Origin of the sequence: Gracilibacillus sp. YIM 98692 (genome assembly GCF_010993965.1) — a bacterium.
Classification (GTDB): Bacteria; Bacillota; Bacilli; order Bacillales; family Amphibacillaceae; genus Gracilibacillus.
This window is the reverse complement of the sequence record NZ_WIXM01000001.1, coordinates 85,948-108,533: the sequence shown is the minus strand read 5'-3', so window position 1 is coordinate 108,533 and position 22,586 is coordinate 85,948. Positions and strand designations below refer to the sequence as shown.

General features: G+C 38.6%; 20 protein-coding genes. 17 read left to right on the top strand and 3 right to left on the bottom strand.

Annotated elements, in window-relative coordinates:
• Positions 1–35: 35 nt before the first annotated feature.
• The 11 genes from GHD00_RS00450 to GHD00_RS00400 all read left to right on the top strand — a co-directional run bounded on the left by GHD00_RS00450 (position 36) and on the right by GHD00_RS00400 (position 11,050).
• Entirely contained in the window at positions 36–689 is a 654-nt protein-coding gene (locus tag GHD00_RS00450; protein WP_163536133.1) for a YesL family protein, read from the top strand.
• A 26-nt stretch (positions 690–715) separates the two neighbouring features.
• Positions 716–1,747, top strand: a complete 1,032-nt coding sequence (locus GHD00_RS00445; protein ID WP_163536132.1) for an NAD-dependent epimerase/dehydratase family protein — start codon at positions 716–718, stop codon at positions 1,745–1,747.
• Positions 1,744–2,736 carry a C-terminal binding protein gene (locus tag GHD00_RS00440; protein ID WP_163536131.1) on the top strand — a complete coding sequence of 331 codons (993 nt, stop codon included), beginning with the start codon at positions 1,744–1,746 and terminating at the stop codon, positions 2,734–2,736. Before GHD00_RS00445 ends, GHD00_RS00440 begins: the two co-directional genes overlap by 4 nt.
• An 89-nt stretch (positions 2,737–2,825) precedes the next feature.
• Positions 2,826–4,565 (top strand): sensor histidine kinase, encoded by a 1,740-nt coding sequence (locus tag GHD00_RS00435; protein ID WP_163536130.1) that lies wholly within the window; start codon positions 2,826–2,828, stop codon positions 4,563–4,565.
• A 276-nt stretch (positions 4,566–4,841) separates the two neighbouring features.
• Positions 4,842–6,920, top strand: a complete 2,079-nt coding sequence (locus tag GHD00_RS00430; protein WP_163536129.1) for a BglG family transcription antiterminator — start codon at positions 4,842–4,844, stop codon at positions 6,918–6,920.
• A 90-nt stretch (positions 6,921–7,010) separates the two neighbouring features.
• Positions 7,011–7,496 (top strand): PTS sugar transporter subunit IIA, encoded by a 486-nt coding sequence (locus tag GHD00_RS00425; protein WP_163536128.1) that lies wholly within the window; start codon positions 7,011–7,013, stop codon positions 7,494–7,496.
• Positions 7,493–7,768 (top strand): PTS sugar transporter subunit IIB, encoded by a 276-nt coding sequence (locus GHD00_RS00420; protein ID WP_163536127.1) that lies wholly within the window; start codon positions 7,493–7,495, stop codon positions 7,766–7,768. The genes GHD00_RS00425 and GHD00_RS00420 overlap by 4 nt, the downstream gene beginning before the upstream one ends.
• A gap of 21 nt (positions 7,769–7,789) precedes the next feature.
• Entirely contained in the window at positions 7,790–9,157 is a 1,368-nt protein-coding gene (locus GHD00_RS00415) for a PTS galactitol transporter subunit IIC (RefSeq protein WP_163536126.1), read from the top strand.
• Between the two features lie 107 nt (positions 9,158–9,264).
• Complete coding sequence (locus GHD00_RS00410) at positions 9,265–10,245, top strand: 1-phosphofructokinase family hexose kinase (protein ID WP_163536125.1); 981 nt, start codon at positions 9,265–9,267, stop codon at positions 10,243–10,245.
• A 1-nt stretch (position 10,246) separates the two neighbouring features.
• Positions 10,247–10,891, top strand: a complete 645-nt coding sequence (locus GHD00_RS00405) for a class II aldolase/adducin family protein (protein WP_163536124.1) — start codon at positions 10,247–10,249, stop codon at positions 10,889–10,891.
• A 6-nt stretch (positions 10,892–10,897) separates the two neighbouring features.
• On the top strand, positions 10,898–11,050 hold the full coding sequence (locus tag GHD00_RS00400) for a hypothetical protein (protein WP_163536123.1): 153 nt from the start codon (positions 10,898–10,900) through the stop codon (positions 11,048–11,050).
• Between the two features lie 289 nt (positions 11,051–11,339).
• Here GHD00_RS00400 and GHD00_RS00395 read toward each other — a convergent pair whose 3' ends face one another.
• Entirely contained in the window at positions 11,340–12,113 is a 774-nt protein-coding gene (locus GHD00_RS00395; protein WP_163536122.1) for a SurA N-terminal domain-containing protein, read from the bottom strand.
• Positions 12,114–12,411: 298 nt separating this feature from the next.
• On the opposite strand from GHD00_RS00395, the gene GHD00_RS00390 reads away from it, so the two are divergent.
• Complete coding sequence (locus GHD00_RS00390; protein ID WP_163536121.1) at positions 12,412–13,275, top strand: DMT family transporter; 864 nt, start codon at positions 12,412–12,414, stop codon at positions 13,273–13,275.
• 112 nt (positions 13,276–13,387) lie between these two features.
• Positions 13,388–14,416, top strand: coding sequence for an NADH:flavin oxidoreductase/NADH oxidase (locus GHD00_RS00385; RefSeq protein ID WP_163536120.1), 1,029 nt, complete (start codon positions 13,388–13,390; stop codon positions 14,414–14,416).
• Positions 14,417–14,681: 265 nt separating this feature from the next.
• On the opposite strand, the gene GHD00_RS00380 is transcribed toward GHD00_RS00385, so the two are convergent.
• Positions 14,682–16,241, bottom strand: a complete 1,560-nt coding sequence (locus tag GHD00_RS00380; RefSeq protein ID WP_163536119.1) for a catalase — start codon at positions 16,239–16,241, stop codon at positions 14,682–14,684.
• 197 nt (positions 16,242–16,438) lie between these two features.
• On the opposite strand from GHD00_RS00380, the gene GHD00_RS00375 reads away from it, so the two are divergent.
• Together GHD00_RS00375 and GHD00_RS00370 are read left to right on the top strand one after the other, a co-directional pair.
• Positions 16,439–17,230 (top strand): carbon-nitrogen family hydrolase, encoded by a 792-nt coding sequence (locus GHD00_RS00375; RefSeq protein ID WP_163536118.1) that lies wholly within the window; start codon positions 16,439–16,441, stop codon positions 17,228–17,230.
• Between the two features lie 15 nt (positions 17,231–17,245).
• Positions 17,246–18,418 carry a pyridoxal phosphate-dependent aminotransferase gene (locus GHD00_RS00370; protein WP_163536117.1) on the top strand — a complete coding sequence of 391 codons (1,173 nt, stop codon included), beginning with the start codon at positions 17,246–17,248 and terminating at the stop codon, positions 18,416–18,418.
• A 72-nt stretch (positions 18,419–18,490) separates the two neighbouring features.
• Here GHD00_RS00370 and GHD00_RS00365 read toward each other — a convergent pair whose 3' ends face one another.
• Complete coding sequence (locus tag GHD00_RS00365; RefSeq protein WP_163536116.1) at positions 18,491–19,948, bottom strand: Na+/H+ antiporter NhaC family protein; 1,458 nt, start codon at positions 19,946–19,948, stop codon at positions 18,491–18,493.
• Positions 19,949–20,476: 528 nt separating this feature from the next.
• On the opposite strand from GHD00_RS00365, the gene GHD00_RS00360 reads away from it, so the two are divergent.
• Positions 20,477–21,484, top strand: coding sequence for a permease (locus GHD00_RS00360; RefSeq protein WP_163536115.1), 1,008 nt, complete (start codon positions 20,477–20,479; stop codon positions 21,482–21,484).
• 15 nt (positions 21,485–21,499) lie between these two features.
• Positions 21,500–22,468 carry a TIGR03943 family putative permease subunit gene (locus GHD00_RS00355; RefSeq protein WP_163536114.1) on the top strand — a complete coding sequence of 323 codons (969 nt, stop codon included), beginning with the start codon at positions 21,500–21,502 and terminating at the stop codon, positions 22,466–22,468.
• Positions 22,469–22,586: the final 118 nt, after the last annotated feature.

The window sequence follows — 22,586 nt, the reverse complement described above, 5'->3', positions numbered from 1 at the left end:
TTTTCTTCGAGAGTAACTTAAAGGGGTGAAAAATAATGGAGATCGGCGGCTTAGCAGGTGTATTTCATAAAATATGTTCTTGGTTTGTCCGTTTTGCCTATATCAATCTATTATGGATACTGTTTACCATCATAGGACTTTTCTTATTCGGTTTTTTTCCTGCAACGGTAGCAATGTGTACGATTATAAGGAAATGGCTGCACCATCAGGAGGATGTACCCATTTTTAAAACATTCTGGAGAACCTTTAAAAAAGAGTGGATAAAGGCTAATGGGCTTGGGATCGTCATACTAGCTATTGGATATCTATTATATGCGTGTTTGGTTTTATTACAGGGAATGCAAGGGTTTATCTATTTTCTTTTATATTTTTCTAGCTTTAGCCTAGTGTTTCTTTACTTAATGGTAGTCTGCTTTGCTATACCAGTTTATATTCAATACCAAACAAGCTGGAAGGAAACACTTAAACAATCCTTTATTTTAGGTATTGCTCACCCTTTCCACACCATTGGTCTATTTGTTGGAATCTTTACAACCTATCTCATTTTAGATTTTATACAATTTAAGTTTTTCTTTTTAGGCAGTGTGATGGCTTTTGTCATCATGTATATGACCAATCATGTTTTTGAAAAAGTACAGTTAAAGATTTCTGCTGAGCGGGAAGGGTTGTCACAACCTGTAATCGAATAATAATTAATGTAAGGGGAGTTTTCGTTATGAAGGTATTGGTGATTGGCGGAACAGGTGTTATCAGCAGGGAAGTCGTAAAACAACTAGCGGAAGCAAATCATCATGTGATTGTTTTTAGCAGAGGCAATAAGAAAGAGACACTCTTTCAAGACAAAGTAGAACATATTTATGGGGATAAAGGACAGAAGCAGACATTTATGGAGCAAATGCATGAAGTGGATGTAGAGATTGTCATTGATATGATTAGTTTTCATGAAGAAGATGCACGAACAACATTGGAGGCTTTTTCCTCAAAAGCAGAACAAATCATTTTTACTTCTTCTGTTGCTGCTTATCAAAGGCCCTATCCATTTTTGCCTGCTAGAGAAGCGCAATTATCATTAACCAAAGATCCTTCTTTTCGTTATGCATATGAAAAGGCGGAAATGGAACGTTATTTACAACAAAAAATAAAGGAAGAATCATTGCCTATTACCATCATTCGCCCATCCTTAACTTTTGGTGTCGGCGGCATGAATGTAGGAGTACTTCGGCAAAATGTGAATATTGTGCATCGAATCGAACAAGGAAAACCGTTAGTTCTATTCGGAGATGGCACAACCCCTTGGAACTTTACTTTTGTTCCTGATCTAGCAAAAGCCTATGTCGGCCTAGTCGGTAATAAAGAAGCATATGGAGAGGACTTTCATATTACAAACGAAGAGCACAGTACGTGGAAGGATTTGTATGAGGCCTTTGGCAAAGCGGTTCACAAAGAACCAGAAATCGTGTATATTCCATCATCATGGTTGTATGAAGTTAACACGTCTTTATTTGATCATATCTATTATGAAAAATGCTATGCAGGACTTTTCGATAATGCCAAGTTAAGAAAAGTACTTCCCGATTACGAAGCGACTATTTCATTAGAAAAAGGGATTCAAATGATGGTACAATGGTATAAAGCTGAACAAAAGCTAGTGGATCAGAAGAAAGCTTGGCTAGAAGATCTATTAGTGGCTTTTCATCATGATAGTCTCGTACAGATAAAAAATATTGGTAAGGAGAATGCTAGATGACTTTTAAAGTAGTAGTAAGTGATTACGAGTATAAGACGTTTAAGCCAGAACTAGATGTATTTGAACAATATGATATTACATTCGAAAAAGCACAGTGTCAGACAGAGGATGAAGTGATTGAAGCATGTAAAGATGCTGATGCGATCTTAAATCAATATGCACCGATCACTAGAAAAGTAATCGAACGTTTACCTAATCTTAAAGCAGTCGCTCGTTACGGTGTAGGAGTAAATACGGTCGATTTAGAAGCAGCAACCGAAAATCAAGTGCTTGTCTGTAATGTAACCGATTACTGTATGGATGAGGTATCGGATCATGCCATTGCGATGATGTTATCGGCTAACCGCAAAGTAACGAAACTGAATAATAGAATTAGAGAAGGAGTTTGGGATTTTAATGAAGGAGTCCCGATTTATCGTTTAAAGAATACAAGATTAGGACTTGTAGGATTCGGACGCATTGCCCAGCAGCTAGCCGAGAAGGCAAAAGTTTTTGGCATGGACGTGGCGGCCTATGATCCATTTATCCCAGAACAAGTTTTTCAAACGCAAGGTGTAGCTTCTTTGTCTTTAGAAGAGTTGTGTGAAACATCCAATTTTCTTTCAGTACATGTTCCATTAACAAACGAGACAGAAAACTTAATCGATCACTCGATGTTCCAATTGATGCAGAAAGATACCGTAATTGTAAATACTTCCCGAGGTGGTATTATAAATGAGGATGCCTTGTACTATGCTTTAAAGAACGACCAAATAGCAGGTGCGGCATTAGATGTTTTAGCAAAAGAGCCAATTGATCCACAACATCCATTACTTCAGTTAGACAATGTCCTTTTCACACCACATATTGCTTGGTATTCAGAAGAGTCACAAGAAGAGTTGAAACGGAAGTCCGCCGAGAATATAGCAGCTGTTCATTTAGGAAAATATCCAAAGTATCTCGTTAATGAAGGGGTAACTCCTAAATTATCATTAGAAAAAAGCTTATAAGGGCTAACGATATTGTCATATAAGGCCGTGCAAAATAACTAGAAAACGGTTACAATAAAAGGTGTCTGATAATCGAAAGAGGGATGCCTGTGAAAAATAAGCTATTAAACTTCTATCGGTCCTTATCTTTAAGAAAGCGAATTTTTTACCTATTTACCATCGCGGCCTTTATTCCATTTATTTTTACCGTGTTTCTTTCGCATGAATCGATGAACTCTATGATCGACAATAAGTGGAGAGATAATGCGAGAAGTCATCTTGGACAGATTGAATTATCGATGAATCATACATTAGATATTTTAGAGCAAGTGTCCCATCAATTTAATTATCCTCGAGCCATTGCACTGAATTTAAGTGAATATTTAGAAACCGAGGACGTAGCGAAGAGAACGTCTTTAAAAGAACAAGTACAACAAGAGTTGGAATATATCTCTTATACAAATTCTAACATTGGGTTAACTGCTTACATTGATGAGAATGGAGAATCTCTTTTCCATAATGTTTCATTAACTAAAAGGGTCGATGTTAACCAAATGCAGCCACTCTATCAATATGATCGTACGTCTTTTTTTGGGCCTCATATGTCTAACAGCCGGTTACATAGTCAAATGGTTATTTCTATGGTAAGAGAAATTGACTTGCCTAGTGATGAAACGATATATATCTATTTGGAATCTCATTATACGTTTGGAAAAAGTTTAGTGCAAAGGCGCAATGAAGAGGGGAATAATTCATTCTATTTGATTTTAGACGATCAAGGTCGAATTGCTTATAGTGAGTTAAGCAGCCTTTTTCCACGTAACAGTGCCTTTCATGAGAATGATGATGGTAGCAATTATGGAGTGACACAAAACTATTATTGGTTTTTGGAAACGAATAATCATGGCTGGAGTGTTGTTTCGTTAATTCCATTGATGGAATTTAACAAAGAGAAAAATACCTGGATGAAGCAAATTTTTTTACTAGCGATTGTCTTCGGTGTGTTAAGTATCTTAATCGCACTGCTTGTTTGGAAGATGGTGTATAAACCGCTAAGGCAATTTGATCATGAGATTGTGTCTATTTCGTCTAATAACTTTCATTCCAAAGCAGACCAAACTTACATAAAGGAGTTTGACGATGTTTTAGAACAATTACAAAGAATGAAAAAGCAAATAAAAGAGTTAATTGCAGAAGTAGAAGATAAAGAGAAAAATCGGGCAGATTTAGAAATTGAGAAGTTAATGTATCAAATCAATCCGCATTTTTTAATGAATACATTAAATACCGTTCATTGGCTAGCGATGATCAAACAGCAAGATGAAATCGATCATGTCGTGACTTCATTAAACCGATTGCTTGCCTATAATTTGCGCCGAGGGAAGGTTTCCACTATCGAAGAAGAGCTGGATTCTTTAAGGCAATATTGTAATCTGCAAGAGATGCGGTACCAATTTTCGTTTTATCTAGAAATCCAAGTACCTCAAAAGGCCTTAAAAACGAAGGTGCCAAAATTTATTCTACAACCCATTGTAGAAAATGCGATTTATCATGGTTTAGATGATAGTGGTGCTATTACAGTAACCGTACATCAAGTATTCGGTTATATCCATATATCCGTTCATGATAATGGGATTGGATTTCCAAAAGAAGAGATCCATAAAATGCTATATCGAGAGGAAAAATCAGATAAAGGCCGTATCGGCATCGGGATGAATTATGTGAGAAGAATGCTTGAATCCTTTTATCAAAAAGAAGCAGAAATACAAATTGATAGCGAAGAACACAAAGGAACAACCGTTACTCTCATCCTCCCTTTAGAAAAAACAAAACAAGAAAAGATAAGTTAATAAAAAACCACTTGGGACATAAGCCAAGTGGTTTTTTTGATATTACCTAGTGCCTTAGCAGATTATCTATCAGTAGGCAGAATATGCGAGACTTCTGCGGGAAAACGAGTATTTTTCCTCAACGTCAGTTATGCTCTAACCCAATAACCCCTTTCCGGCCACTTCGTAAGTCATGTTGGGTATTTTGATGTGTGTGGGTTTTTGTATTTTTTGTGATGAAAACGTATTCAAAGTAAAGAGATTTGTTCATATGAATGTGATAAGGAGGATGACATCATGCAATTAGATGAACGAAGCACATTATTGTTAAAAGAATTGCTGCTATTTCCGCGGGTGAAGGTGAATCATCTATGCAAAAAGTTTCAGTTATCGAGAAGCCAAGTCAACTACAGCATAGAAAAAATAAAAGATTGGTTATCCCATCATCATTATCCAACAATGCAAATGGATCGTCAGCTAGGGATTACATTAGATCCAGCTGTACGAGAGAAATTCCCCGAATTAATGATGGAATCAACAGTCAGCGAATATGTACTGTCAGCAGAGGAGCGAACCTATTTTATTCTTATTCTATTACTATCAAGACAAGAAATCATTTCTCTCTTCCATATTTCCGATCAACTCAAAGTAAGCCGGAACACCGTAATAAAAGACTTAAAAAAACTAGACGACATCACACATGCCTATCATTTAGAACTAGCCTATACAAGACGAAAAGGCTACTTTCTTAAAGGAGAGGAATTCGATAAACGCAAACTATTAATAGAATTAGTCCCAAAACTATTAAACATTACCAATGGATTTCAACAATTGCTCTCTTTAACCAATATTACAAATGAAGAAGTACACCATATCAGAGAGAAATGTGAAACGATTGAGGAGGTGCTCAACGCCCGTTTTACCGATGAGAAATTAGACGAATTACCATTCATCTTCTTGTTGCTTTATAGAAGAATGGAGTATGGCAAATATATTCGATTCTATCATCCCAATAGAGAAGAACTTGTCCAAACCAAAGAATATCAAGCTATCGAACACCTATTTTCAGAGGATCTAGCCATTCATGATCCCAATGAGAAACAATTTATCGCATTGCAGCTGCTATCATCTAGTGTCTTTTCATCATCAGCTATCAAACCAAATGATGACAGGTTAAGAGAAGCCATTCATCAGATGCTAGCAACATTCGAAAAATTAGCATGTTTATCCTTCACCGGTTATCAAGAATTAATGGAAAAAATCTATCAACATATGAAGCCAGCCAGCTATCGCATGAAATATAACATCCCCTTGAAAAACCCTTTGCTGTCTGAAATCAAAAAGGAGCATGCCTCCACTCATCGGTTAGTAAAGCAAAGCGTGACTCCATTAGAACATGTTTTAAATACGAAAATGTCAGAGGATGAAATAGGTTTTATTACCATTCTGATTACAGCCTGGCTGCAAAAACATGGGAAACAAGTGTCGGAAAGCTTAAAAGCGATCGTGATTTGTCCAAATGGTGTGTCTGTATCCAAATTATTACTAGAAACCTTAAAAGATTTATTCCCACATATCGCTTTTATCGAAAATATGTCTGTTAGAGACTTTAACCAGTATGAACAGCATTATGATGTGATTTTTTCAACTGTGTTCCTGCAAACAACCAAAAAGCAATTTCTCGTCAAACCCTATATATCCGAAATGGAAAAACAACGCTTAAAAGAGCGAGTCAATCAAGAATTATACGGATTTGATCATCAGCACATCGACTTTTCTGCATTATTACAACTGATTCAGAAACATGCGACTATCGATAATCAACAGGAGCTCTTACATGATTTAAAACAATACTTTTTCCCAACGATGAAAAGGCCTCATCAGCCTAAAGTCCATACAACGTCTCCTGATTTAAACGAGTTGCTTACCGAAAATCGGTTGTTGATAAGATCTTCTGTGCGTAATTTTGCGGAGGCGGTGCAAGTGGCGGCAGAGCCTTTATTAGGGGAAAAGGTGATTGAAAAGCGGTATGTGTCCGCGATTTTAAATCAACTAGAGGAGCATGGACCGTATATGCTGTTAGGACCAGGCATTGCGATCCCTCATGCAAGCCCAGAGGATGGGGTGAAGGAAACAGCGATGAGTTTGTTACGATTGGATCACCCGGTAGAAATAGCACCAGGATTTCCGATAGACATTTGCATAATGCTGGCAGCAGAAGACCGTCAAAAACATTTAAAGGCACTTGCTCAGCTGAATGACTTCTTAGCAAGTGAAGAAAACGTAAGAAAATGGAAAAAAACGTGTGAGGTAAATCAAATTAGAGATTTGATTGATGCTATTAGTGCAGCAGACATAGGGGGGGTTGGCATATGAGTTGAGCCAATCGTTTGCCAAAATGGGAAAGGAGGCGAAAAGGCCTGCAATAAAAAATAGATATTTTGTGATAGAAGGCAGGGAATGTGAATGAAGGGATTCAATGAGTATGTGAAGGAAGATCTGATTTTTTGTGATGTGTGCTATGAAAGCAAGGAAGATTTCTTTGAGCAGCTTTCGAATGTGTTAAGGGAGAAGGGATATGTGAAGGAAGGTTTTGCGCGATCAATTAAGGAAAGGGAGAGGCGCTATCCGACAGGCCTTGATGCAAATCCATATCAAGTGGCCATTCCGCATACGGATCCTAAGCATGTTGTTGAGCCATTTATTGCGGTTGTTAAACCTAGAGAAGCGTTGGTGTTTCAGGCAATGGGGTCAGACGATAAGGTAGTGGAGGCGGAATTTCTGTTTGTGTTAGGTATAACGGAGCCTACGAAACAAGTGAGTTTGTTACAAAATGTGATTCAATTGTTTTTAGATAAAGAGACGATGGATGCCTTGTTACAGCTTGATCAGGAGAGTGCGATTTATCAATTATTAAAGGATAAGATTAATCGAGGAGGGGTTTGTTCATGAAACGAGTTATTGTAGCTTGTGGATCTGGTGTTGCAACATCACAAACGGTGGCATCAAAGGTGCAAAAGCTTTTAAATGAAAAAGGTGTTACAGCTCAAGTAGAGGCAGTCGATATTAAGTCTTTGCATCAGTACATCAATGGAGCGTCTGCTTATATTGCGATAACGAAGCCAAAGGAAAGCTATCCAGTTCCGGTGATTGATGGAATTGCCTTTTTAACAGGAATGGGGATGGAAGAAGAGTTAGACAAAGTGATAGAAGCAGTAAAATAATTCGGAAAGGGGAGTGTTCTAATGGGAATGATTGAAAATTTGTTTGATTTTATATTAGGAATGGGTGCCCCTGTTTTCGTTCCATTAATTATGATATTAGTTGGTTTATTGGTACGGATGAAGTTTAAAGAAGCTTTTTCGGCTGGGTTAACCCTAGGGTTGGCATTTGTCGGCATGAACATGGTGGTTGGATTTATGATGAATGCGATCAGTCCAGCTGCACAGCAATTTGTTACCAATACTGGTATTGAATTAACAGCGATTGATGGTGGCTGGACACCGATGTCTACGCTAGCATGGGCGTGGCCGCTCGCCTTTTTCATGTTTCCGATTCAAATTGCGATTAATTTAATTATGTTGGCTTTAAAGCAGACGAATACGTTAAACGTAGATTTATGGAATGTTTGGGGCAAGATTTTTACAGCCGTCTTAGTGATTGGGGTATCTGGCAATGTGCCGCTTGCCTTTATTGTTGCTTCCTTGCAAGTGATTATTGAGTTGAAGCTTGCTGATGTGAATCAAAGACAGATAGAAAGGTTGACGCAAATCCCTGGTGTGACCACGACACATGCGATGACTTTCATTAATGTAGTATTATGGCCTTTAAATAAATTGCTGGATTTCATTCCTGGCATTAATGATAAGCATATCGATGCAGATTGGTTAAAAGCAAGACTTGGGGTATTTGCTGAAAACCATGTAATGGGCTTTATGATAGGGATTTTAATCGGTATTTTCGCACAGTACGGCTTCCAGGATATTTTAATGCTTGGTGTCCAATCAGCTGCAGCGCTGACGTTATTCCCGATGGTGGCGAAGTTGTTTATGCAAGCACTAGCTCCATTATCGGATGCAGTTTCTGATTATATGAAAAGACGTTATGCAGGAAGAGAATTTTACATCGGCTTGGATTGGCCATTTCTTGCCGGGCGTAATGAAATTTGGGTGACAACGATTGTGTTAGTGCCGATTATATTGGGTTTAGCGGTTATTTTACCAGATAACAAGATTTTACCTTTTGCCGGCATTATTAATCTATCGATCGCTGTACCTGCCTTGATTGTGACAGGCGGAAATTTGGTTCGAATGATTTTACTCAGTATTATGACCACTCCCATTTTCCTATATGTGGCAACCTTCTTTGCGCCGACGATTACAAATTTAGCGGAAGATACTGGTGCATTAGAAGTTCCAGCAGGGCAGTTAATGTCATGGAGCAGTTTAGAGTTACCAGCTTATCGCTATCTATTTGCCCATGCAACGGATTTTAATATGTTAGGAGTTATTGGTTCTATCATTTGGATTGGATTATTCTTTTGGTATTATAAAGGGATGTCTGCAAGAAATAGAAGGTTTGAAGCAGAAGAAAAAGAAGAACAGACTGCGTAACGGGGTGCTGCAATCTGTTCCATAACAAATATTTGAATAGGGGTTGGAGAAATGGTTTTTCAACCCCTTTCCATTATATGCAAAAAGGTGTGAAATTATTGAAATGATTGCATAGTAAAAAAGGGGGGATTCCTCTGATTTATACCGTTACCTTAAACACAGCCATCGATAAGGTATTACAGCTGTATGAGCCGCTAACGAGAAAGAAAAATAATCGCATCAAGCAGGTTACGTATGATATTGGCGGTAAGGCAACACATGTATCGGTTGTGCTGTCTCAATTAAATATTCCAAATGTAGCCACCGGTTTTGTTGGCGAAGAAAATGGGCATCGGTTAGTTGACATGCTGGAAGATAAAGGGGTCCAATGTCATTTTGTTTCTCAACAGGGATCATCAACGAGAGAAACGATCGTGATGGTCGATCCATCTGGCAAAGGGAGTTTCATGATCACAGAAAACGGTTTTGAAGTGCAGCCCTCTACTTATCAAAGGTTGCTAGAGAAACTAAATAATCGTGTGACAAGCGAGGATATCGTTGTATTTGCTGGCAGTCCTCCAATTGGATTTACCTTAGTACAATTTCAAGAGTTAGTTGCAGTGGTTTCCAAGAAAGGTGCGAAAGTTGTTTTAGACGTGAAAGGCGATTGGTTAAAAGAAGCCATTCAATGGAAACCATTTATGATTAAACCCAATGAATATGAAATGGAAGAGCTCGTTGGGAGGAAATTGCAGGGAGTAAAAGAGTATGAGAAGCAAATTTTGCGTCTGCTAGATAAAGGGATTACGTATGTATTTGTTTCACTAGGTAAGAAAGGAAGTTTAGTAGGATATAAGAATCATATTTATCGAGTTGTCCCGCCCAAAGTGCAAGAAGTCAATGATACGGGATGCGGCGATGTTTTCGTAGGTGCCGTTGTAGCAGGGATGGTGCAAGAGTTAAAGGTGGAGGATATGTTAAAGAGAGCAACAGCAATGAGCGCATCAAAAGCGAATCATGATAATAGTTCTGACTTTTCTATTGAGCAAACGATGAATTGGATGGAGAAAGTAGAGATAGAAAAGTGGAATATAAAGGAGGTCCATTAATATGTTGTATGCAGAAGAGCGAAAAGATTTATGTGAAGTAACCAGGATGATGTTTGACCGTTTTATCACTAATGCGGCTGGCGGCAATATTAGTGTGCGAATCAATGAGGAGCATTATATTATGACCCCTACGCTTATGTCGCAAGCAAAATTTTGCCGATTAAAGCCGGAAGAGATCATTGTCATTAATCGAGATGGAGAAGTATTAGAAGGGAACGGGAAGGTGACAAGAGAGTTCAATATGCATATTGCCGCATATGATGCACGTCCTGATGCTGGTGCTGTGTTACATGCACATCCAAAGGAATCGATGGTGTTTGCCTCTCTCGGTTTAGAACTACCTCATTTAACCGAAGCTTCACGTAAACTAGGGGAAATTAAAACATTGCCTTTTGCACCTGCAACAAGTTCAGAGCTTGCGGCAACGGTGTCGGAGTATTTAAAAAGCAGGCAGGATACCTTACCAGTTGCGACATTGCTGCGTGAACACGGCATATTAGTCGTTGATAAAACATTACGAAAAGGATATGACATCTTAGAAAGAATTGAGTATAACGCTTATGTCAATATTCAAGCCAAACTGTTCCAAGCTTTAGGTGAATATCAGCCTAGCAAAGCATCTTTTGCTTACAATTTAGAGGAGTAGTGGACGATGATTCATTTGATCCATAAATGGTTGTGGGGCTTACTTGTGGTGATTGCGGTATATCTTTTAATTCGAAGCATTTTGGATGAAAATATATTGCTCGGCATTTTGGCCTTAGTATTAGCTTATACCTTAAAAAAGCAAGTTCATAAAATATGATAAAGAAAACTCGTCGATTAACGAGCTTTTAGCGAAGTTAGAGACGTAGTTGCCCTTATCTATCTACCTCATCGTGGTAGCTACGTCGAATTCCTTTCAACTGTAACACGATATAAATTATGATATGGTAAAAAAAGAGCTGTCTCACAGTGTCGATTACAATTTACACTAGGAGACAGCCTCTTTTTTTGTAAATATAAAAAGTAACTCGAAAATGCTTAAAAGTGGCGCAATTCTTATAAGAAGTGGCTCGATTCCACTTTAAAGTGACGCCATTAAATCTACTTCATTAAATAAGGTGTTCAATTTCAGCGTTTTCGCGTAATTCTTCTATTTTTGGTCCTAGTTGCTGTTGTTGTTTTTGCTTCGCTAATTGTTCTTCAATGGTATCTCTAATTTCTTCAAGTTCAGGTAGTTCTTGAGCTTGCTCTCCTTCTTGCTGGCCTTGCTGCTTCTTGACTTGATTGTAATATTCTTCAATTTCTTCATCTGTTACTTCGACATCAAGTTCTGATTGCATATATTTATCTCTTAATAAATCAGTTTGCAGCTGCTTTTTAAAGGATTCTTCTGTAAAACCAGAGGATTCAAGAACCGTTGTATATTGGTCACCAAATTCTTCTTTAACACTTTCTACTTCTGCATTAATTTCTTCTTCCGTTACTTCTAATCCCTTTGACTCAGCATCTTGTACAATTAGTTGCTGTGTTACAAGTTCGCTAATGGTTTGTTCTTTGACAGCATCAGTGTCACCAACATCTTGTCCATATTGTTGCATCATTTTTTTCATTTGCGGATAAATACGATTGTATTGCTCTCCTGAAATTTCTTCGCCGTTTACACTAACCACTGCTTGATCTTCTTCTACCAATTCTTCGTCACTTACAGCTGCAGCGTTATCTCCTTCGGCATTAGCCTCTGGATTTTCTTCCCCTTCTGTTTCTTCAGGTTGCTCTTCACCTGACTCAGGGGTTGTTTCTTCATCTGTCTGTTCTTCACCATTACATGCAGCTAAAACCATGGCAAAACCGATGGCTAAAACCATCATTAACAACTTCTTCATTTTCCGTTACCTCCATATTCCATATTGTTCTTCTATTCAAACACGTTTCGAGTATCGATTGCAAGTATTCCCCATTATTGGATAAGTCATGCTAAAGCTTGTCATGGCAGTCTTTAATGTATTTGATTACAAGAACGTAACAAAAAGTGAGGAAATTTACATCGTTTTGCCACAAAATCATATATGGAGAAAACAACTCAAAGTGTCACATCAATGCCATGAAGTTCCCTTGCTTTACTAATTATAGATCAACATGATATAGTAACGCAGCTACATAAACAGCAAGGGGATGAACTCTTTGAATAGGTGGATATTTGTTTTATTATTAATCACTACAACAGGGTTGATGGGCTCTTCTTTTGCGATAGGAAAAATAGGAATTTCCTATTTTTCTCCGTTATTATTAGTTGGTTTACGATTTACGATTGCCGGTGTGATGATGGCACCCATTGTGTGGTTTTTGAAAAGACCACATCCTAAGCGCCAAAAAGATTGGTTTCATATTTGCGTAATTGGACTTTTTCAAACAGCAGGAGTGATGGGCTGTATTTTTCTCAGTTTACGTACTATCACTGCTGGCGAAGCATCGATATTAACATTTACCAACCCACTCTTAGTGGTGCTTTTCGGCACACTTTTTGTGGGTAAAAAATATCATCGTTTTCAGTGGTTAGGTGTGGTGATTGGTTTTATTGGAGTTTATATTACGTTAGGTGCCAGTTTAAATGTGGAGCAAATTGGTACAATATTAGGCTTCTTCTCTGCCGTATCATGGGCCATTGCCACTTTATTAATGAAAAAATGGAGTGCTGCATTAGATGTATGGGTGCTGACTGCTTATCAAATGTTATCTGGAGGCATTGTGCTTCTTATAGGGAGTGTATTTTTGGAACAAATTGAGATGGTGTGGTCTCCGTTTTCTTCTTTTATTTTACTATGGCTGGCCATTATGGCATCCATCGTTCAATTTGCCATTTGGTTTTATTTGCTGCAAAAAAATGATCCAGGAAAGGTTAGCTCCTTTCTCTTTTTAGCCCCTTTATTTGGTGTGTTAAGCGGCATTGTTCTATTAAATGAAAGTTTTTCTCCATCGACGTTGATAGGAGGAGCTATTATTCTGACAGGTATATATCTTGTGAATAGACCATACTCGAATGAATAAGCAGATAGAGAGATTCGCAAGTTCAATCAAGTGCTTGAATGTCCAAATCTTGTTATAATGTCTTCATTAATGTGCTAGGCGTAAGCAAAACGCTACATAAGGAGGAAGACAGGTGGAGCATTTATTTAGCCCATTCCAAATAAAAAATTTAGAGTTAAAAAATAGAGTGGTGATGCCACCAATGTGTCAGTATTCTGTCACGGAGGAAGATGGGACACCGAATGATTGGCACTATACGCATTATGTAAGCCGTGCTGTTGGAGGAGCAGGACTTGTCATTATGGAAATGACCAATGTCGAACCAGATGGCAGGATCTCCAATAATTGCTTAGGTTTATGGTCTGATGAGCAAGTACCTGCGTTCGCCAAAATTATAGAAACGGTCCACCGACAAGGGTCTAAGATCGGAATCCAAATCGCTCATGCCGGCCGTAAAGCAGAGGATGCCGATACACCTGTCGCACCATCAGCGATTCGTTTTAGTGATAAATATAAAACTCCAAGAGCGTTAACAACAGAAGAAGTGAAACAAATGGTGGAACATTTCCGTTTAGCAGTTCGTCGTGCTGTTAAAGCCGGAGTGGATATGATCGAGTTACACGGCGCGCATGGTTATTTAATCCATCAATTTCAATCCTGCTTAACGAACAAACGAACGGATGAATATCGTGAATTAACGAAGTTTGGGGAAGAAGTGATTTGTGCGGCAAAGTGTGAAATGCCTGAAGACATGCCATTGGTGATGCGAATTTCGGCAACAGAATTTGCTGAGGATGGCTATGAGGTAGAAGATTGCTTAGAATTTGCGAAAGTATATAAAGAAGCCGGAGTCGATATGTTCCATATTAGCGCTGGTGGGGAAGGGCCGATTCACCCATCTCGAAACCCAGGATCCCATGAAGGCTATATGGTGCCATTTGCTCGTGCATTTAAACAAGCATTAGATGTACCAGTGATTGCAGTTGGCCGTTTAGAAGATGCGCAACTTGCCAATGCGGTTATCGGAAATCAAGATGCTGATCTCGTCGCAGTTGGACGCGGCATGCTGCGTGATCCTTACTGGGTACTAACAGCAGCAGGTGAGCTTAACAAAGAAATAGAAGTGCCAAAACAATATCAACGTGGATTTGTCAAAAATTAAATGAAGGAGGGCTGATTGAAAATATATCGATCAGCCTCTTTTTTTAATCCCATGCCATTTTTTGAATTCTTTACGTTTTTTCTCGTTAATTTAGAGTGGCTTCATCTTTGAAAATGGTAGATAGAGCCGTTCTATCTACCATTTTAGGTGGTTTCCCAGCTGAAAATCGACATAATAGCTGTTCTAGCGACTATTTTAAGTAATTTCAAAACGGTCGTGCTAACATAACTCAACCATTTCAATTTACTGATTCGAAGAGTGGTTATTAATACGGATCGGAAGGATGCCCCATTTCTTCTGCTTGTTCAACAGCTCTTTCCATTTGATCTTTTTGGCCATCCATTGCCATTTTTAATCCTTCTTCTAACCGTTTTCCGTAATTGTCGTCACATTGGTAGCACATATCAATCATTTTCTTCTGGATCATCTCATGGCAGTTAGATAAATGGGAAACTAAATTGGAGATTAGCTCATTGCGCTCCCAATCGTTCAGTCTACGATAAGTTTCACCAGCTTGCCCGAAGTTGTTCTCTCGTGAAATAGCTTCCCGCTGCAGATGCCCCTCTACATATGGCTCATGCTCTACACCAGGATTTTCGGATTCTTCTAATCCATCTAATGTTGAGGGTTCATAATTAATATGAGGATTCTTCTCCTTGCCATAGTCCTGACGATAATCCATCTGTCCGCCATCTTGATTTGTCGCCACACCTTTGTGAGGGCGGTTGATCGGCAGTTGCAAGTAGTTGGCGCCAACACGGTATCGTTGTGTATCTGAATAGGAGTAAGTACGTCCTTGCAACAATTTATCATCAGAAAAATCTAATCCATCAACTAACACCCCTGTACCAAAAGCAGCTTGTTCGACTTCTGCATGATAGTTTTCTGGGTTTTTATTTAATACCATTTTACCAACAAGATGCCAAGGGTAGTACTCTTTGTACCATAATTTCGTTGGGTCAAGCGGATCGTAATCTAATTCAGGATGTTCGCCATCTTCCATGATTTGGACATAAAGTTCCCATTCTGGATACTCTCCTTTTTCAATGGCTTCATATAAATCTTGAGTAGCGTGGTTAAAGTTCATGCCTTGAATCTTATCGGCTTCTTCTTGCGTTAGGTTCTTGATTCCTTGCACCGGTTCCCAATGATATTTGACAAGAACAGCTTTGCCTTCTTCGTTTACCCACTTATAAGTATGTACACCTGAACCTTGCATTTGACGATAATTGGCTGGGATGCCCCATGGAGAGAAAACAAATGTAACCATATGCATCGCTTCAGGGGAAGAGCTGACAAAGTCAAACATGCGTTCAGTATCTTGTACATTGGTAACTGGGTCTGGTCTGAAAGCATGAATCATGTCTGGGAATTTTAAAGGATCACGGATAAAGAAAATCTTTAAATTATTCCCGACTAAATCCCAATTCCCATCCTCTGTGTAAAATTTGATCGCAAAACCACGTGGATCTCGTAATGTTTCTGGTGAGTGCTTGCCATGTACGACAGTAGAAAAACGAACGAATAGAGGAGTTTTCTTTCCTGTTTCGGTAAAAACTTTAGCCCGAGTGTACTTTGAGATAGGCTCATCACCTACCGTTCCATAGGACTCAAAATACCCATGAGCACCAGCACCCCGAGCATGGACAATTCGCTCTGGGATTTTTTCGCGGTCAAAGTGACTGATTTTTTCAAGAAAATCATAGTTTTCTAACGTCATTGGTCCACGATTTCCTACCGTTCTTGTGTTTTGGTTATCTGTCACCTTGTGACCTTGTTGGTTGGTCATTTTTTCTTTGTTTTGCGGGTTTTTCTTCTCATCCATTTCCCTTATCCTCCTTCAAAATTGCTTTTACTACTTTCCCCATAGCTGGAAGGAATATTCATTGTCGATCTATTTAAAAAATCCACACTACTTTTCAATCAGGTGCCCCGATTGGAAATTCTTCTATCTATGCAAAATCTATCTAAATGCTATACAATAGTTAAGGAACAATCATGATCAAGAAGTAGGTGAACAGAGTGAAATATGCAATCTATCAAATGGATGTGGAAGTAGCCGACCCGCAAGCCAACCGTGAAAAAATTGAAAATTGGTTCAAACATACAGTAGCACACGATAAGCCAGACACGGTCGTGCTGCCAGAAATGTGGAATACCAGCTACGCCTTAGACCGTCTTGAAGGCATTGCAGATCATGACGGCAAAGAAACCATCCCTTTTTTACGTCATTTAGCAAAAAAGTATGAGGTTAACATTATTGGAGGATCTGTTGCCAACCAAAAGGCGGACGGCATCTATAATTCCAGCTTTATTTTCAATAGAGAAGGAGAGAAGGTCCATCAATACGATAAGATGCATTTAGTTCCAATGCTCAATGAGCCTGAATTTTTACAAGGTGGTAAAGAAAAAGGAGAAATTTTTGAACTAGATGGGATTAAAATGGGCATTATTATCTGTTATGATTTGCGATTTCCTGAATTGATGCGCTCATTAGCATTAAAAGGAGCAGAAGTGATACATATTGTGGCACAGTGGCCAACCGCAAGAAGAACGCACTGGAAACATTTAATCCATGCCCGTGCGATTGAAAACCAATGCTACATCGTTTCTGCGAACAGTTCTGGTTCATGTGATGGAACGAATTTTGCTGGCGAATCTTATATTGTCGGTCCATCTGGAGACGAAGTAGCAAGCGGACCAAGCGAACAAGAAGCAACGATTGAAGCTGCGATTCAATTAGATAAGGTCGAGGAAATAAGAAAAAATATCCCGGTCTTTACTAGTCGTGTTGCTGATCTATATGACTTGTAATAGGAGTGATTGACATTGTATTCATTTGACTTCTCAGATGCGCTGAAAAGACTCCCTGATCAATTTTTTGCCAATCTCGTTAAAAAAACGAAACAATTAAAAGATCAAGGGCACGATGTGATTAATTTAGGGCAAGGAAACCCTGATTTGCCAACACCTGAATTTATTGTGGAAGAGTTAAAATCCGCAAGTGAAGAGGCAAACTTCCATAAGTATCCGCCCTTTTCAGGATATCCCTTTTTAAAGGAAGCAGTCGCCGCATTTTATAAAAGAGAATATGACGTAGACATTGATCCAGAAAAAGAAGTGGCGATTTTATTTGGTGCCAAAACAGGATTAGTGGAAATTAGCCAATGTTTGTTAAATGCAAATGATGCCGTACTCGTACCAGACCCGGGATATCCGGATTATATGTCAGGTATTGCACTGACAAACGCCAACCCTGTATACATGCCGCTAAAACAGGAGCATGACTTTTTGCCAAACTACCATGATTTGCAAGAGGGAGCACTCGATCAAGCCAAGCTCATGTTTTTAAACTATCCCAATAACCCAACAGCTGCGACAGCGACCAAAGCATTCTTTGATGAAACGATTGAGTTGGCAAAAAAGCATAACATCTGTGTGGTGCATGATTTTGCTTATGGTTCGATCGGTTTTGACGGTGAGAAGCCACAAAGCTTTTTGCAGTCAGAAGGAGCGAAGGATATTGGGGTTGAAATGTATACTTTATCCAAGACGTACAATATGGCTGGTTGGCGGATTGCGTTTGCTGTCGGGAATCAATCGGTGATTGAGAGTTTGAATTTAATCCAGGATCATTATTATGTAAGTATTTTCGGCGCTATTCAAAAAGCGGCAGAGAAAGCGTTGTTAAGTGATCAGAAAGAAGCGAAACAGTTAGTGGACACGTATGAAAAGAGAAGAAATGCTTTTATCGAAAAGGCACGAGAAATCGGCTGGGAGGGCAAAGTATCCAAAGGCTCGTTCTTTGTATGGATGCCGACACCGGAAGGTTATACGTCTGAACAATTTGCTGATCTTCTCTTGGAAAAAGTGCATGTTGTCGTGGCGCCAGGAAATGGATTCGGCCCATCAGGAGAGGGCTATGTTCGAATCGGCTTACTCGACGAAGAAGAACGCTTAATCGAAGCATGCGAACGAATCGGAACATTGGATTTGTTTTGAAATAAAATGATAGAACCGAGTACATTAAAAAAACGGAACCACGTTTTCTCGTGATTCCGTTCTTTTTAATGATTATTTCGGTGGTTGTGTTAGTTCTTCTCCGTTTTTTCCTTGGTAGCGCAAGCCCCATCCGGTTAGTGCTGCGACTAGCATCACTATAACGAGGAACCAGCCTTGGAAGACAAACGGGAAAACAGAAGTTGGGGCTACGACAGGTAACCACTCATACGTGTCCTGCATCATATTAATCGTGGACCATCCGAGTAGTACTGGTGCACCCCACGGGAAAATGTAGCCTAACGCTGACGTGATCGCATCTAGCATATTTGCTCTTCTATAACTATGAATCTGATATTTTTCTCCAATTTCGCGAACAAAAGGTGCTGCGGCAATCTCTGCAGCTGTATTAATCGTGATCGCACTATTTAGTAATGCGACAATCGCCCACATGGAAAGCTCTGCTCTTCTAACAGAGTTTTTAATCCATTTCACTAATGCACTCGTAATAGCTTGCATTGTTCCGCCAAGTCGAAGTAAATGAGCTGCTGCTACGATTAATAAGATTAAAATAGCCATGTTCATATAACCGACGATCCCATTAATTAATGCCCCTTCTACAACCGCATCTGAATCTGGGTTAAATCGAATAATTTCGCCAAATGTACCGACAGGGAAAATTACAATACAAAGGATCGCAACCATCGTACCCCATGTAAGAGATGTGATGATATGATGCCCTGACAAGGCTAAGATTAACACCACAATGAATGGGATCAGCATCAACAAGCCAGAAGGGTTGGTTGTCGAATCAATGTTAGCCTGTGCATATGTTTCTCCACCGCCGCCGAACACCACAAATAAAATAAGGGTTGGAATAGCTGCAGAAACAGCATATTTAAAACGACTTCGAACTACACCAGGTACGTCTGCATTTTGAGTTGTCGCAGAAACGATGGTTGTGTCAGAAACTGGTGCTAGGTTATCCCCGAATACAGCACCTGCTAAAATCGCTGCAAACAATATCGTCGGATCCGCTCCTGTTGCAACACCTGCAGGGTACATTAAGGTACAAAAAGCAACCGTCGTACCATAACCTGTCCCAACTGCTGTTGAGAAAGTAGCTGCTAAAATAAAAGTAAGGCCAACAAAAAGTCCTCCTGTAAAGCCAGTAATGGTACCAACCCATACAAGTCCTTCGACTAATCCTCCGACTTGTAAAACTTGGGCGAACATTCCTGCGTAAAACCAAGCGACCATTGCGACAACCCCGATAGGCTGTGCTAGCCCGTCAAACAATCCTTGCGCATAATCTGCCCATTTGCTTTTACAAAAGAATAAACCCAGCGTAATTCCAAAAATGGCTCCTAATACGAGACCTATTTCAGAAGATAACTGCAAGACACTTGTGCTGATTGCCCAGATGACGAAAAATAACAGAGGGACTGCTGCCCCGAATGCACCAAGGCGAAACTGCAATTGATCTATTTTACTATTGCCAGTAGCTCTAGCAAACTTATTATTTTGTTTCATATAGCTTTTCCTCCCATCATTCCAAACATGTATTGAGCAAAAATCTCAATTTTTCATTGTTAAACTATTTCAATTCATTTTAGCCAAAGGGAAGCATAAATATTATTTAAGGATGTCTATCATTATCTTCATTCAAAGAAAATACCCTATCCGATGAACACACACAATTACTTCTTCTGCAACAAGACTTGTCCATCATATGTTTCCCTTATTAAAAGCAGCATTTAATATTTTACCATAAACAAATAATTTGAAGAATAACAAAAACTAAAAAAAATGCAATAAATAATTGACAATATTTATTAAATAGACTCACAATCGTAATGATTACGATTAGTAGTTCTTAATAGGAAATGTTTATCATGGTGAACAGTCATCCGTAATACCCCTTACTTCAAAACTTAGAATAATGACAGAACGATAAGTGGGGCCAGCACCTTGATAAGTTTCGCTAACCGTCAGTGGGTTAAAAAAACCACTGACGAAGTATCACTTTATACTTAATAAACTAATAGAAAGGGTAGGGTTATGAATAAGAGTTTGCCGTCTATTATTATTGATTTATTTATATTGTTTCTATTCGGTTTTGTCATTAGTGTTTTAACTTTTGGTGATAGTCTAATGCCAAATATTATGTTATCCGATTCCTTTCTTCATATGAATACGATTTTTTTAAGTATTTTAATTGAGGCGCTGCCGTTTGTATTAATAGGAGTACTTATTGCTGGTTTCATTCAAATCTTTATTACAGAGGATCAATTAAAGCGTTGGATACCAAAAAATAAATATTTAGCTGTCCTTATGAGTTGTGTGGTAGGTGGGCTTTTTCCTGCGTGTGAATGCGGCATTGTACCGATCGTACGGCGATTAATTGCAAAAGGTGTTCCTATTTATGCAGGAGTCGGTTTTTTATTGACAGGACCTTTGATTAATCCCATTGTGATTTTTTCTACTTATATGGCATTTGGTAACGACCTGCAAATTGCGCTATCAAGAATGTTCCTTGGTTTTCTTATCGCTTTAGTGATCGCTTTGTTAGTTAGTTTTTTATTTCGTTCCAACCAATTAAAACATTCTATTATGAATGAAAACCAATGCAGTTTGCATGCCCCCCATACATATAAACAATCTTTTCTTGATAAACTGGGCAAAACGACCTTACATGCGGTAGACGAATTTTTTGATATGGGGAAATATCTTATTATTGGAGCTCTATTAGCTTCTTTTGTTCAAGTGTATGTTTCGACAGAATTTCTTGTTAGTGTTGGGAATGGACATGCCGCTGCGTTAGCTATCATGATGGGGTTAGCATACTTGTTGTCCCTCTGTTCAGAAGCAGATGCATTTATTGGAGCATCTTTTTCTAATATTTTCCCTCAAACAGCTATTCTAGGTTTTCTCATTTATGGACCAATGATAGATTTGAAAAATACGTTGATGATGCTTAGTGTATTTAAAATCCGGTTTGTAGTTGTTTTTGTCGTACTTGTGTCGGTTACGACATTCATTTTATTAAGCTTGTTACAAGGCCTTTGATAAGGAGTGTTTGACATGCAATTAAACTGGCAGCAGTTGCTTCGTGCCGTTATCCTGCTTTTTTTTACGTTGTATATTTTTAAGCTGCATTTTAGTGGAGAAATACTAAAATTAATTAATCCGAAATATGAAACGTTAAGTCAAATTGGAGCCTCTCTTTTTTTATTTTTATTCCTTGTTCAAATGCAGAGAGTTTTTTCACCGGTTAAACCGAGAAAAGAAATGGCAGATGACGCTCATCAGCATGATCACGGTGATCAACCGATGACCATGAAAAAAATTGTCAGTTATATCATTATTATGTTCCCGTTAACAACAGGTATGTTTTTACCACTATCTAGTTTAGACGCCTCTATTGCAAAAAATAAAGGAGCTTCTCTATCCTTAACGAATTATGGTTCTTCAAGAGAAAAGAATCAAAGTTTACAAGAAATCCAAGAGAAACAGGATATATCAGAAGATATAGAGGAAAATGATCAGCCGCCAGGTGTGGAAGAAAAAGGAGCAGTAGATGATAATCCTATTGACCCCAATGTTTTCCGTAATAAAATATCCAAACCAGAGTATGACCAGTTAAAAGAACAATTAAAAAATACATCACATTTAATGTTGGAGGAAGAGTTATTCGCGACTATATATCAAGAGATTATGGACAAAGTTTCCTTGTATGAAGGGAAAGAAATTACGTTAAGTGGATTTGTGTATAAGGAAGATGATTTTTCTGATCATCAGCTCGTGTTAGGTAGATTTTTGATCACACATTGTGTAGCAGATGCTGGAATGATTGGCTTTTTGACGGAATTTGATAATGCGGATTCTTTCTCAGAAGATAGATGGCTAAAAATAACAGGAACTATTGCTGTTACAGAATATCAAGGTGTGGAGATTCCAAGCATTCAAGTCTCAGAATTCGAAGCTATAGAAGAGCCAGATCAACCTTATGTCTATCCACTGCAAATTGAAATTATTAGTCCGAACGGTTAAGTTAGAGAATGTATTTATGACGAAAGGAAGTAATGGAAGTAAGAAAAAGTACCCCAAGCAAAGCGAATTTAACAAAAAGGTAGAAGGTAAGCCAGAAAATGAAAAAGACATTTTCTGG

Coding starts and splice junctions, on each gene's coding strand:
- GHD00_RS00445 (WP_163536132.1), top strand. CDS start 716: ATGAAGGTATTGGTGATTGGCGGAACAGGTGTTATCAGCAGGGAAGTC.
- GHD00_RS00430 (WP_163536129.1), top strand. CDS start 4,842: ATGCAATTAGATGAACGAAGCACATTATTGTTAAAAGAATTGCTGCTA.
- GHD00_RS00440 (WP_163536131.1), top strand. CDS start 1,744: ATGACTTTTAAAGTAGTAGTAAGTGATTACGAGTATAAGACGTTTAAG.
- GHD00_RS00425 (WP_163536128.1), top strand. CDS start 7,011: ATGAAGGGATTCAATGAGTATGTGAAGGAAGATCTGATTTTTTGTGAT.
- GHD00_RS00355 (WP_163536114.1), top strand. CDS start 21,500: ATGCAATTAAACTGGCAGCAGTTGCTTCGTGCCGTTATCCTGCTTTTT.
- GHD00_RS00405 (WP_163536124.1), top strand. CDS start 10,247: ATGTTGTATGCAGAAGAGCGAAAAGATTTATGTGAAGTAACCAGGATG.
- GHD00_RS00380 (WP_163536119.1), bottom strand. CDS start 16,241: ATGGATGAGAAGAAAAACCCGCAAAACAAAGAAAAAATGACCAACCAA.
- GHD00_RS00400 (WP_163536123.1), top strand. CDS start 10,898: ATGATTCATTTGATCCATAAATGGTTGTGGGGCTTACTTGTGGTGATT.
- GHD00_RS00395 (WP_163536122.1), bottom strand. CDS start 12,113: ATGAAGAAGTTGTTAATGATGGTTTTAGCCATCGGTTTTGCCATGGTT.
- GHD00_RS00450 (WP_163536133.1), top strand. CDS start 36: ATGGAGATCGGCGGCTTAGCAGGTGTATTTCATAAAATATGTTCTTGG.
- GHD00_RS00420 (WP_163536127.1), top strand. CDS start 7,493: ATGAAACGAGTTATTGTAGCTTGTGGATCTGGTGTTGCAACATCACAA.
- GHD00_RS00360 (WP_163536115.1), top strand. CDS start 20,477: ATGAATAAGAGTTTGCCGTCTATTATTATTGATTTATTTATATTGTTT.
- GHD00_RS00415 (WP_163536126.1), top strand. CDS start 7,790: ATGGGAATGATTGAAAATTTGTTTGATTTTATATTAGGAATGGGTGCC.
- GHD00_RS00365 (WP_163536116.1), bottom strand. CDS start 19,948: ATGAAACAAAATAATAAGTTTGCTAGAGCTACTGGCAATAGTAAAATA.